The organism is Pseudoxanthomonas sp. YR558 (genome assembly GCF_900116385.1).
Taxonomy (GTDB): Bacteria; Pseudomonadota; Gammaproteobacteria; order Xanthomonadales; family Xanthomonadaceae; genus Pseudoxanthomonas_A.
This window is the reverse complement of sequence record NZ_FPCI01000001.1, coordinates 697,096-709,797: the sequence shown is the minus strand read 5'-3', so window position 1 is coordinate 709,797 and position 12,702 is coordinate 697,096. Positions and strand designations below refer to the sequence as shown.

Here is a 12,702-nt window from a genome sequence, read left to right as displayed (position 1 = left end):
CCCCGTTCAATCCGCCTTCGGCGCCTTGCGCGCCATCAGCTCCGCCAAGCGCGCGCGGGTGTCGGCGCGGGTGATCGGTGCGTCCAGCAGGAACACCCGCACGCCGTGCGCCGGCACCTCGGCCTGGAGGCGGTTGCGAACCCGTTGTTTCTTGCCGGTGAACGCATCGCGCCATTGGCCCGGTTCCAGGTGGTCGGAGACCGACAGCTTCGCGGGGGTGTCCGCCTTGTTGAGCAGCACCAGTGCGGTCTGGGTGGTTCCTCCATGCTGGAGCACGCGGTAGAAGATCGCCTGGTCGCCCTTCAGGCGCACGTTGAGCTGCAGGCCGCGCTGCAGGGCCGGCGTGTCGCGTCGCAGCTGCGCGATGCGCTTGAGCGGCGCGAAGATCGGGCTCTTCGGCGCCGCGTCGATGCGCTCCTGGCCGAAGTAGTTGCGGTTGCCCGCATGCTCGGCGCGGCCACGTTCGAAACCGATCTCCGATCCGTAATAGACCACCGGGATGCCGCGTGCGGTGAACAACCAGTTGTGCGCGTCGATGAAGCCCGCGTCGCTGGCGTTCATGCGCGCCATGTCGTGATTGTCGTAGAAGGTCATCAGCTCGTACGGATTCGCGTACGGGCCATCCTCCAGGTACAGCGCCTTGCCGATCTCCTCGTAACTGGTGCCGGCCTTCTCGAACACCTCGGTCAGCTTCCCCTTCAGCGGGAAGTCCAGCACGCTGTAGCTGCCGTTGCGGGCCCAGGTATGGCCGGCGATGCTGGCGGCGTCGTAGTTGAAGTTCTCGCCGAACATGAAGAAGCCCGGCTTCTTCGCGCGGATGCGGTCGGCGAATTCCTTCCAGAACGCGTGCGGCATCCAGGCGATGGTATCCACGCGGAACGCGGCCGCGCCCTGGTCGATCCACTGCTCGTACGCGCCGACCAGGTACTCCATCACCGCCGGGTTGTTCTCGTTGAAGTCGGACAGCTGTGCCAGGCCACCGCCTGTGTTGTAGAAGGCGTGCATCGGCTTGCGACGCGGGTCCAGCTTGTCCGGGTCGAGGTTCTGATGGTCGGCTATCAGCTTGCCGTCCTTGTCCCACACCTTGCCGTACTGCGGCTGCATCTTCGGCATCGAGTACGCGGGCGAGCCGTGGTTGCCGACGATGTCCAGCACCACGTCGAGCTTCTGATCCTTCATGGCGCGGGTGAAGCCGGCGAAATCCAGTCCGTCGCTGGGCAGGTGTTCGTCCAGCCTGTAGAAGTTGATGCCCCAGTAGCCGTGGTAGCCGGTCTTGCCGCGGTCGGTGAACATCCCGGCCCATTTCACTTCTTCGCCGCCGGTGAAGGCTTCGTCCGGGTTGTCGATGATCGGCGTGATCCACACGGAGGTGAAACCGAGGTCGCGGATGTAGCCGGCGTTGTCCAGCACGCCCTTGAAGTCACCGCCGAGGTAGCCGACGTTGTCGGTCTGGCCTTCCGGTGCGCCCGGCGTGGGACGGTCGAAGGTGGCGTTCTTGCCACCCTGGTCGCGGTGATCGTTCGACGTATCGCCGTTGACGAAGCGGTCGGTCAGCACGAAGTAGACCGCTTCCTTCGCGAATGGCTCGGCGGTCCCGTAGACCTCGTCCACCGGGACGACGGCCAGCGCCGATGCGGGCGCCACAAGCGCAGCGAGCGTCAGAGCGAGAGAGCGGTGGGCGTGCTTCATCAATGCGCCTGCGAGGAAAGGGGGGTGGAGGCATGCGAGGGTTCGCGTACGAAGACCAGCGCCGCGGCGGCGAGCAGCAGGCTGGTGCCGCTGATGACCAGGGCGAAGATGGACTCGTTGGCGAAGAACGTGCGCAGCGACGGGCCGAGCAGCGTGGCGGCCACGATCTGCGGAATCACGATGAACATGTTGAAGATGCCCATGTAGATGCCCATCTTCTCCGCCGGCACGTGGCTGGACAGCAGCGCGTACGGCATCGACAGGATGCTGGCCCAGGCAACGCCAACGAGCGCGAACGAGCCGATCAACCACGCCGGGCTGGGCACGAACCACATCGACAGGAAGCCGATGCCGCCGAGGATCAGCGAAGCGGCGTGCACCGCCTTGCGGTTGAGCGGGAAACGCGCCGCATAAAAGCTCAACAGGAGAGCGACCAGCATCGACGACAACCCGTAGTAGCCCATGTACGACCCCACCAGGTCCGCCGCGTTCTGGAACGCCGCGTTGGCCGACTGGAAGGCGTTGGCCTGCGCGGGCACCGCCATGTCGAAGGCGGCGGGGTCGGGAGCGGGCGCCTTGAACACATGCTCGGTCAGGCCCGGCGTAGCCATGCTCCACATCGCGAAAAACGCGAGCCAGCTGAAGAACTGCACCAAGCCCAGGCGGAGCATCTGCGCGGGCATGTGGACGACGTGGTGGACGATCTCGCCGGCGAAGTTGCCACGGCGCTTCTGGGCGTCACGGAACCGTTCCAGATCGTCCGGTGGGTACTCGGGCGTGGTGAGGATGGTCACCAGGATGCTGGCCATGAACACGAACGCACCGATGGCGAACGCCACTTTCACCGAGGGCGGCACCACACCAGGACCGGCTTCGTTCGGCACGCCGAGCTGGGTGATGAACCAGGGCAGGTTGCTGGCCACCCAGGTGCCCACGCCGATGATCAGCGTCTGCAGCACGAAACCGAACGAGCGCTGCTCCTCGGGCAGCTTGTCGGCCACCAGCGCGCGGAAGGGTTCCATGCTGATGTTGATGCTGGCGTCCAGCACCCACAGCAGGCCGGCCGCGATCCACAGCGTGGGCGAGTGCGGCATGAACACCAGCGCGATGGAGCTGAGGATGGCGCCGATCAGGAAGAAGGGCCGGCGGCGCCCGAGGCGTGGGTGCCACGTGCGGTCGCTGAGATAGCCGATGATCGGCTGAACCAGCAGGCCGGTCAGGGGTGCGGCGATCCACAGCAGCGGCAACGCGTCCTTCTCCGCGCCCAGCGTCTGGAAGATGCGGGACATGAAGCCGCCCTGCAGCGCGAAGCCGAACTGGATGCCGAGGAAGCCGAACGACATGTTCCAGATCTGCCAGAAGGACAGGCGCGGCTTGGCGGTCATGCAGAAGTTCCTGGTGGCACGTGGACGGAAGGCGCACGCGAACGCGGCGTGGCGGCATCTTGCAGGCAAGCGCAGGCGTTTCCATGCTGCACCGCAAACAACGTGGGGCTCGCGCCAGGCGCGGTACTTTCTCGTCATCGCATTGTCGCGAAGGGCGGAGAGCCTTGCGGCACTTGGGTTTCGGCGATGTCGTTCATCCGCGAACGGCGCGACGGAAGAGCGAGGCAACCCCGGAAGCGAGCAGTGCATGCATACGTATTCATGCACGCCCACGACACCTTGCGCCCACGCGCATCCGTGGCTCGTGGAATAGTGGCGCCCGCCGAGCGCACCGGAGGGGTGCGCCATGCATGCGAGCTGGTGCTGCAATGACGAAGAACAACTGGTGGCGCGGCGCGGTGATCTACCAGATCTACCCCCGCAGCTTCCTCGACACCAACGGCGATGGCGTCGGCGACTTGCCGGGCATCGTCGAGAAGCTGGATTACATCGCGGGCCTGGGCGTGGACGCCATTTGGATCTCGCCCTTCTTCAAGTCGCCGATGGCCGACTTCGGTTACGACATCGCCGACTATCGCGACGTGGACCCGCTGTTCGGCACGCTGTCCGACTTCGACCGCCTGCTGGCCAAAGCGCATTCGCTGGGCATCAAGGTCATGATCGACCAGGTGCTGAGCCATTGCTCGGTGGACCATGCCTGGTTCAAGGAGAGCCGCGAGAGCCGCGACAATCCGAAGGCCGACTGGTACGTCTGGGCGGATCCGAAGGAAGACGGCACGCCGCCCAACAACTGGATGTCGCTGTTCGGTGGCGTGGCCTGGCGTTGGGAGCCGCGTCGCGAGCAGTACTACCTGCACAACTTCCTGGCCAGCCAGCCGGACCTCAACTTCCACAACCCGGCCGTGCAGGACGCCACGCTGGACAACGTGAAGTTCTGGTTGGACAAGGGCGTCGATGGCCTGCGGCTGGATGCGATCAACTTCTGCTTCCACGATGCGCAGCTGCGCGACAACCCGCCCAAGCCTAAGGAAAAGCGGGTGGGGCGCGGCTTCAGCCCCGACAATCCGTATGCATACCAGTACCACTACCACAACAACACGCAGCCGGAGAACATCGGGTTCCTCGAGCGTTTGCGCGAACTGCTGGATCAGTATCCGGACGCCGGCGCTCTGGGCGAAATCTCTTCCGAGGATTCGCTCGCGACCACCGCCGAGTACGTCACCGACCAGCGCCTGCACATGGGCTACAGCTTCGAGCTGCTGACCGATGACGGCACGGCGACCTATATCCGCGACACCGTGGAGCGCCTGGAAGCGGCGATGGTAGAAGGTTGGCCCTGCTGGGCGATCTCGAACCACGACGTGCAGCGCGCCGTGACACGTTGGGGTCGCGGCGATGCATCGCCGGCCCTGGCGGCACAGCTAGTGGCGCTGGTGTGCTCGCTGCGCGGATCGGTCTGCCTGTACCAAGGCGAGGAGCTGGGCCTGCCCGAGGCCGACGTGCCCTACGAAGCGCTGCAGGACCCTTACGGCAAGACGTTCTGGCCGAACTTCAAGGGCCGCGACGGGTGCCGTACGCCGATGCCGTGGCAGGACGACGGGCAGGCGGGATTCAGCAGTGGAGATCCGTGGTTGCCGATTCCCGCCGAACACCGTGCGATCAGCGTCGCCACGCAGGAAGCGGATGCCGGCTCGGTGCTCAATCAGGTGCGACGATTCCTCACGTGGCGTCGCGGCCAGCCCGCGTTGCGCGTGGGTAGCATCCGTTTCCTGGACGCACCGGAGCCGGTGCTCGCATTCCGGCGCGAGGTGGAGGGCAGCATGATGCTGGTGGTGTTCAACCTGTCGTCAGAGCGCGTCGCGTGGTCGCTGCCGGAAAGCATGTCGCTGCGTGCAGTGGACAGCCATGGCCTGCCATCCGGCATCGTGCAGGATGGCACGCTCGCGCTGCCGGCCCGGGGCGTGTACTACGCGCTCATCGACTGAACGACGAGGCACGACGATGGACATGCGGCTGGGAACGTTTGGCGTAGCGTTGCTGCTGCTCGCCTCAGTCTCAACTGCGCACGCACAGCAGAAGCGGCCGTCCGTCCCTGCCGCGCAGGCGGTGACCGGAGAGGGCGTCACCGGCACGCTGTTTCGCCATGCGCAGTTCCCCTCGCGTCACGTGGCCGCGAGGAACGTCGATGTCTGGTTGCCGCCCGGCTACGACGAAGCGACCGCTACACGGTATCCGGTGCTCTACATGCACGACGGGCAGAACGTGTTCGACCCTTCCACGTCCTATACCCATGTGGATTGGGGCGTGGATGAAGCGATGACGCGCCTGATCGCCGACGGGCATGCACGTGCCGCCATCGTCGTGGCGGTATGGAACACGCCCAAGCGCCTGCAGGAATACATGCCGCGCAAGGCCATCAGCGGCGACACATTCATCCCCACGCCGGGTGATCCGCCGTTCCCGACGGCCGAGATCATCGCTGACGATTACCTCGCGTTCCTCGTCACCGAACTGAAGCCTTTCATCGATGCGCAGTACCGCACGCTGACCGGTCCGGCAGACACGTCGGTGATGGGCTCCAGCATGGGAGGGCTGATCTCCGCGTATGCGGTGCTGGAGTATCCGGACGTGTTCGGCGGCGCCGGGTGCGTGTCGACGCACTGGCCGATCGCCGGCGGCATCGTCGAGGGCTACCTGGCGCAACACCTGCCTGCGCCCGGCGGTAACCGCTTCTACTTCGACTACGGCACCGAAGCCATCGACGCTCAGTACGAGCCTTACCAGCAGCGTATCGACAGCATGATGCGCGCACGCGGCTACCGTCCCGGCGTGGATCTGCTGAGCCATCGCTACCTCGGTGCGACCCACAACGAAGCTGCCTGGCGCGACCGCATCGAAGTGCCGCTGATGTTCCTGCTGCGGCCCTGATCCGCACAGCGCGGCCGCTCATCCCGGCGCCTTTCTGAACGATGCTGCGGTCTCTCGCGGCATGCATACGCGCGCCTGTCCGTGCGTACGGAACGCGTGTTACGCCACTGCGCGGAATATGCATGAATACGTATGCAGACCGGTTTGTGCAGCTGCACGCGCCACTACCATGGCCGCACGTTACGGGGCCCCGTGCCCCAACGTGTAAGACCCGGGCGATCGCATTGCGTGACGTACCCGGTTCGTCGCATACAACGTCCTTGGAGAGGGGAACATGCAACTCAAGCGCAACCTGCTGAGCGCGGCGTTGGCGTCTGCCATCGCGCTCACCGCTGCCGGCGTCAACGCCCAGACGGCACAGCCCGCCGAACAAACGAATGAACAGGCCGAAGCCACCGAGCTGGACACGGTGGTGGTGACCGGTATCCGCCGCGGCATCGAAAGCGCGATCTCGGTCAAGCGCGATTCCACCTCCATCGTCGAGGCGATCTCCGCCGAAGACATCGGCAAGTTGCCCGACGTCAGCATCGCCGAATCGCTCGCGCGCCTGCCGGGCCTGGCGGCGCAGCGCGTCGCCGGCCGCGCGCAGGTGATCAGCGTGCGTGGCTTGTCGCCCGACTTCTCCACCACGCTGCTGAATGGCCGCGAGATGGTCAGCACCGGCGACAACCGCAGCGTTGAGTTTGACCAGTATCCGTCCGAACTCGTCAGCGGCGTGACCGTGTACAAGACGCCCGACGCCGGCCTCGTCGGCCAGGGCCTGTCCGGCACCGTCGACATGCAGACCGTGCGCCCGCTGAGTTTCGATGCGCCGGTCGGCGCCGTCGGCATCCGTGGCCAGCGCAATTCGCTGGGCAACGCGGCGGATGCGTCCGCCTACGGCGAGCGTATCAACGCGAGCTACATCACCCAGAACGAAGCGCGCACGTTCGGCTTCTCGATCGGCTACTCGCATGCGACCACGCCGATTCAGGAGAATCAGGTAGGCCTGTACGAGCCGTGGCAGGCGATCGGCGACAACTGGCGCCCGGGTGTGCCGGCAGGCACGTACTACTCCGACGGCATCAAGGCGCTGCGTCGCACGGGCGAGACCAAGCGCGACGGCGTGATGGCTACGTTCCAGTTCCGTCCGTCCAACGCCTGGACCAGCACCCTCGACGTGTTCCATTCGGAAGCCGAGCAGGTCAGCACCGCGAACCAGTTCGAAGTGCATATCGGCGACTACAACGGCAACTACGGTCGCCTGGACGTCGACAACCCCATCATCAACGGCAACAACACGTTCACCGGCGGCACCGCCAACAACGTGTACCCGCTGGTGCGCGGCATGTACAACTACCGCGAAGACGAGATCAACGCGTTCGGCTGGAACAACGAGTTCAATGCCGGTTCGGTCCGCGTGGTCGCCGACGTCAGCTGGTCGAAGACCAAGCGCGACGAGATCAGCCTCGAGAACAACACCCAGCGCCTGCCTGCGCCGCAGCTGGACTCGGTGGGCTTGACGTTCCGTTCGGGCGGCTTCTCTCAGATCAATCCGGGCTTCGACTACTCCGATCCTTCGCAGCTCTTCCTCGCCAACACGATCTACGGTTCGGGTTATGGCAAGACGCCGAAGGTCGAAGACGAGTTGAAGGGCGTCAAGCTGATGGCGTCGTTCCCGCTGCCGGAAGCGCTGGGCTGGTTCTCCGACCTCGACGTGGGCCTGAACTACGCCGACCGCGAGAAGACCAAGCGCCAGCCCGAGGGCAACATCAACCTCGGTGCGCAGGGCATCACCTTGATCGCATCCGACCTGCAGTACGGCCTGGTCGACCTCCGCTTCGCCGGCATCGGCTACATCCCGTCCTGGAACGTGCCGGCCGCGGTCGCGCGCTACATGACCTTCAATCCGGTGGACAACCTGTCCTACCTGATCCCGAAGGCGTGGGATGTCAACGAAAAGATCTCCACCGGTTTCGCCCGCGCCAACATCGATACCGAGTGGGGTTCGGTGCCGGTACGCGGCAACATCGGCGTGCAGGTCCAGCACGTGGACCAGTCGTCGAAGTCGCGCTACTGGGACAGCACCCAGCCGGCCGGCAGCAACGTCCAGCCCGTCGAGCGCGGCAAGACCTACACCGAGGTGTTGCCCAGCCTGAACCTGGCGTTCTCGCTGCCGGCGGAACAGACGATCCGCGTCGGCCTGGCCGAGCAGGTCGCACGTCCGCGCGTGGACGAGCTCCGCGCCTCGCTGGAGTTCGGCGTGAACACCGCCACCGGCGAGCCCGGCGGCAGCGGCGGCAACCCGGAGCTGGAACCGTGGCGTGCCTATGCGTTCGATCTGTCCTATGAGAAGTATTTCGGCACCAAGGCCTACGTGGCGGCCTCGTTCTTCTACAAGGACCTGCGTACCTACATCTACACCGAATCGCGCGACGGGTTCGACTTCAGCGATTTCCTCGTGGACTACGTGCCGGGCCCGGGTGAGCCGCCGACGCAGAGCACCGGCCGCTTCACGGCACCGTACAACGGCAAGGGTGGCACGCTGAAGGGTTTGGAGCTCACCGCATCGCTACCGCTGGATCTGTTCACCGATACGCTGGAAGGTTTCGGCGTGGTCGCCAGCGCCGGCTTCAACGACAGCGACATCACCATTCCGCCGCCGCCGGGTTCGACGAACAGCGTGGGCAGCCAGAACATCATGCTGCCTGGCCTGTCCGAGCGTACCTACAACCTGACCGTCTACTACGAGCGCAACGGTTTCGAAGCCCGCGTCAGCCAGCGCAAGCGTTCGGACTTCATCGGCGAGATCGGCAACTTCGACGGCGACCGCACGCTGCGTTACGTGGTCGGCGAAGACCTCACCGATGCGCAGGTCAGTTACTCCTTCCCTGAGGGCCATGCCCTGGGCGGTCTGAGCTTCCTGTTCCAGGTCAGCAACCTGACCGACGAGGCCTACCAGACCTACGCCGGCACCAAGGACCGTCCGCTGGAATACGTCGAGTGGGGCCGTACCTACCTGCTGGGCGTCAACTACAAGTTCTGATCCACGCGATACCTTGCTCTCCCAGCCCGTCGGCGTCCTGCCGGCGGGCTTTTTCTTTGGACGGAGGTAGGTGGCGCAAAGGAAAAGGCGAGCATTCGCCCGACCTTTCCTAGTAGGGGGTGGGCCAGGGAGGATCGAACTCCTGACCTCGTCGTTGCGCCGGATGCCGGCCCCGCTGCGTCCGGCGCTCGCATCGGTGCGACCCAGATGCCATCATCCCGTCGTCGACACCCACCAAAGGATACTGAGATGGCCAAGGGCCTGGACAAGAAGAAAGAGCAGAAGAAGAAGCCCGCCAAGACGCTGAAGGAAAAGCGGGCAGACAAGCAGGAGAAGAAAGGCGCGCGGTGAGGTCATTCAGGCCGAACCCATTTCTTGCGTAAGGGGCGGCACGACCGTCGTGTGGGTTCTGTTGCAAGGGCGTCCATTGCAGATCGTTGGACGTTTGGAAACAAAAAAAGCCCCGCGCGAGCGGGGCTTTTTGTATTTGGTGGAGCCAGGGAGGATCGAACTCCCGACCTCGTCATTGCGAACGACGCGCTCTCCCAGCTGAGCTATGGCCCCACAAGAGCGGCGCCATTCTAGCCCGCAGCCGTTGGCTGTGCCAAGTCTGTGCCGTCTAGCACGGGGGCCAGGACCGGCTCCAGTTCGCGCCGGCGCCAGCCGCTCAGCGCGGACGGCCACTGGCCCGAGTCCAGCAGGCTTTCCAGGTAGCGACGCGATGCCAGCACGCCGTCGGGCAGCCCGAGTTCGCTGCTGCGCTGAGCCACGGCGTCCTGCAGCCGCTTGAGGCGCGCCTTGTCGCCGTCAGTCGCATTGCGGGCCACTGGCATGTCGGCTTCGTCGTCCAACGGGGTATCCAGGGCCTGCCAGATCGCGTCCGCCAGCTTGCGCGGAGCCTTGGGCTGGGTGTCGAAGAAGCGCAACAACGCCGGCTTGTCGATCGGCGGCGTCCGCGCCAAGCCTACTGCCAGTTCGTTGTCGAGGATCCAACTGCGTGGCTTGTCGCTGGCGCGTGCTTGCACCTCGCGCCAGCGCAGCAGACGCACCAGTCGGCGCTGTGCGTGGGCATCCAAGAACTGCGCGCTGCGCATCGACAGGTGCGGCCAGCGTTCGCCCTCATCGTGTGCCGCGTTCTCGACGAAGCGCGCGCAGTCTTCTTCCAGCCAGCCCAGGCGGTCGGCGGACACCAGTTCGGTCCGCAGCGCGTCGTGCACCGCGAAGAGGTAGCGCACATCGTCGGCGGCATAGTGCAGCTGCGACTCGCTGAGTGGCCGGCGCAACCAGTCCGAGCGCGTTTCTCCCTTCGGCAGCACCACGCCGGTCACGCGCTCGACCAGCTTCTGGTAACCGATGCCGGCCGCCACGCCCGCCAGCGCGGCGGCGATCTGGGTGTCGAAGAGGGGTGCGGGCAGCACACCGCAGGCCACTTTGAAGGCCACGAGGTCCTCGCTGGCGCTGTGCATCACCTTGGTGATCGACGGGTCTGCAAGCCATGGGCGCAAGGCTTCGGTCATGCCCCGCGCCAAGGGGTCGACGAGCAGCACGTCATCGTCGAGGGCGATCTGCACCAGCGCGAGTTGGGGCCAGAAGGTGCGTTCGCGGACGAACTCGGTATCCAGGCCGATCCGTGCAGGGCGGCGCTGCAGGTGCGCATCCAGCGCAGCGGGGGTGTCTATCCAGTGGGGCAACGTAATCTCCGCGTGATGCGTCGTCTGCTCAGTCGGGTGAAAATAACCCAAGGTCCCGGCTCTGACAGTATCGTGTGCCGGTCTGTTGGCCGGCATTCTCTCACGGGAGCCGGTCGCTCCCTTCACGGAGGATGTTTGCGCGCGCTCCTTCTCGCCTTGTTGATTTCGTTGCCGTGGTTGGCCGCATGCTCGCGCGACGACGACGCGCCGCAAGGGGGCCAGGCTGCCGGCGACAGCGTGCGCATGCCGCGCGTCACCGTCAGCGGCGATGACAGCGGCATGGACGAACTGACGTGGCGAGCGCCCGCCGTCGCGCTGACAGCCGAACACGCGACCGACGCGCGCCAGCGCGCCGCGGCCGCACTGGCGGAGGGGCGTCTGTTTGACGGTCCCGATGACGCGATCCCGCTCTACCTTGCGCTGCAGCGTCTTGAGCCGACCGGTGCGCGTGCCAAGGCGGGCCTGGAGCGCTGCCTGGACGCATTGCTGGAGCAGGGTGCACAGGCGCTGCGCCACGCGGAAGATCGCACCGAATCCTTGCGGCGCGCCCGCCAGATCGCCGCGGTAGCGCGCACTTTGGCGCCCGCCGACCCGGCCGTCACCGCCTACCTGGCGCGCGTGGACGATGTCGATCAGCTCACACGCCTGAACGTGGCGGCTGAACGCGCCTTGCGCGAAGAGCGCTTGGGCGAGGAGGGCGGTGGCGCACTGGCGGGTTTCCGCGAAGTATTGAAGTGGAAGCCCGGCCAACCTCGCGCGATGCAGGGCGTGGCCGCGGTGGAGAGTGCGCTGATCCGCCGCGCCGAGGACGCCGCCCAGGCCAGCGACTTCGTGAACGCCGCGCGTTGGCTCGACGCCGCCGCCCGCATACGCGAGGACGCGCAGACCGTGGCTGACGCCCGCGTGCGCGTGGAGGCCATCCGTATCGCCCGCATCATCGAGCTGCGCGATGCCGGCGTGCGCGACATCGCCACCCCGCAGGGGATCAAGGCGGCGCGTGTGAAGCTCGCCGAAGTGCTGCGCATTGCGGAGCCCGGCAATCGCGTTGCCGCCGATCTGCGCCAGCGCATCGACCTGGCCACGTACTACGGGCTGTTCCGTCCGGGTCAGGCTTTCACCGACGCGCTTCACCATGGTGGCCGCGGGCCGGAGATGGTGGTGGTGCCGCATGGGGGCTTCCTGATGGGGGCCGCCGAGGAGGAGGCAGACGCTGCCGACGCAGAGAAGCCTGCGCATTACGTGCGGTTCGATCGCGGGTTCGCGATGGCGCGGCATGCGGTGACGGTCGGCGAATTCCGCCGGTTCGTCCAAGCCACCCAGTACCGACCACGCGCCACCCGACGCGGTCATTCCGTCGTCTACGACGAGCGCAGCGGCAACTTCGTGCGGCGCAGCGGCGTGGACTGGCAATCCGACTATGCCGGCGACCCCGCCAGCGACGACATGCCGGTGCTGCACGTCAGCGTGTACGACGCCGAAGCCTACGCCGAGTGGTTGGCCGGCCAGACCGGCCACGGCTACCGCCTGCCGAGCGAGGCCGAGTACGAATACGCCCTGCGCGGCGGCCAGCAAGGCCGTTATCCGTGGGGCAACGGCCAGCCCCCGCGCGGCGTCGCAAACCTGACCGGGGGCAACGATCGCTCCCCCAGCGGTCGCAACTGGAACAACGCCTTCGTCGCCTATGGCGACGGCTACTGGGGGCCGGCACGGGTGGGCCGGTTCCGCGCCAATGCCTTCGGGCTGAAGGACCTCGAAGGCAACACCAGCGAATGGGTCGGCGACTGCTGGCACGCCAGTTACCGCCGCGCGCCGGCGGACGGTGCGGCGTGGTTCAATCCCGGCTGCCGGTCGCGGGTGGTGCGTGGCGGTTCCTGGGCCAGTTCACCGGCGCAGGTGCGCGCCGCATGGCGTTCGTCATCGGATTCGGATATGACTAATGCGCGGGTGGGCTTCCGCGTCGTTCGCGGCATCTAGCCGCCAGGGA

General features: G+C 66.1%; 7 protein-coding genes and 1 tRNA gene. 4 read left to right on the top strand and 4 right to left on the bottom strand.

Features of this window, described 5'->3' with window-relative positions; genetic code table 11:
- Window positions 1–6 precede the first annotated feature (6 nt).
- Window positions 7–1,689 carry an alpha-amylase family glycosyl hydrolase gene (locus tag BM365_RS03260; protein ID WP_093486560.1) on the bottom strand — a complete coding sequence of 561 codons (1,683 nt, stop codon included), beginning with the start codon at window positions 1,687–1,689 and terminating at the stop codon, window positions 7–9.
- A complete protein-coding gene (locus BM365_RS03255) occupies window positions 1,689–3,074 on the bottom strand; it encodes an MFS transporter (RefSeq protein WP_093486558.1) in 1,386 nt (461 codons plus the stop codon). Before BM365_RS03255 ends, BM365_RS03260 begins: the two co-directional genes overlap by 1 nt.
- Window positions 3,075–3,442: 368 nt before the next feature.
- Here BM365_RS03255 and BM365_RS03250 point away from each other — a divergent pair, with 368 nt between their 5' ends.
- The 3 genes from BM365_RS03250 to BM365_RS03240 all read left to right on the top strand — a co-directional run bounded on the left by BM365_RS03250 (window position 3,443) and on the right by BM365_RS03240 (window position 9,027).
- Window positions 3,443–5,059 carry an alpha-glucosidase family protein gene (locus tag BM365_RS03250; protein WP_093486556.1) on the top strand — a complete coding sequence of 539 codons (1,617 nt, stop codon included), beginning with the start codon at window positions 3,443–3,445 and terminating at the stop codon, window positions 5,057–5,059.
- A gap of 16 nt (window positions 5,060–5,075) precedes the next feature.
- The gene (locus BM365_RS03245; protein ID WP_217645167.1) at window positions 5,076–6,002 is read left to right on the top strand and encodes an alpha/beta hydrolase; all 927 of its coding nucleotides are present in this window, start codon (window positions 5,076–5,078) and stop codon (window positions 6,000–6,002) included.
- Between the two features lie 274 nt (window positions 6,003–6,276).
- The gene (locus tag BM365_RS03240) at window positions 6,277–9,027 is read left to right on the top strand and encodes a TonB-dependent receptor (RefSeq protein ID WP_093486554.1); all 2,751 of its coding nucleotides are present in this window, start codon (window positions 6,277–6,279) and stop codon (window positions 9,025–9,027) included.
- A gap of 488 nt (window positions 9,028–9,515) precedes the next feature.
- Here BM365_RS03240 and BM365_RS03230 read toward each other — a convergent pair.
- Window positions 9,516–9,591, bottom strand: a tRNA-Ala gene (locus BM365_RS03230).
- 17 nt (window positions 9,592–9,608) lie between these two features.
- Window positions 9,609–10,718 carry a ribonuclease D gene (gene rnd, locus BM365_RS03225; protein ID WP_093486550.1) on the bottom strand — a complete coding sequence of 370 codons (1,110 nt, stop codon included), beginning with the start codon at window positions 10,716–10,718 and terminating at the stop codon, window positions 9,609–9,611.
- A 279-nt stretch (window positions 10,719–10,997) separates the two neighbouring features.
- Between rnd and BM365_RS03220 the strand changes: the two genes are divergently transcribed.
- Window positions 10,998–12,692, top strand: coding sequence for a formylglycine-generating enzyme family protein (locus BM365_RS03220; RefSeq protein WP_233210860.1), 1,695 nt, complete (start codon window positions 10,998–11,000; stop codon window positions 12,690–12,692).
- Window positions 12,693–12,702: the final 10 nt, after the last annotated feature.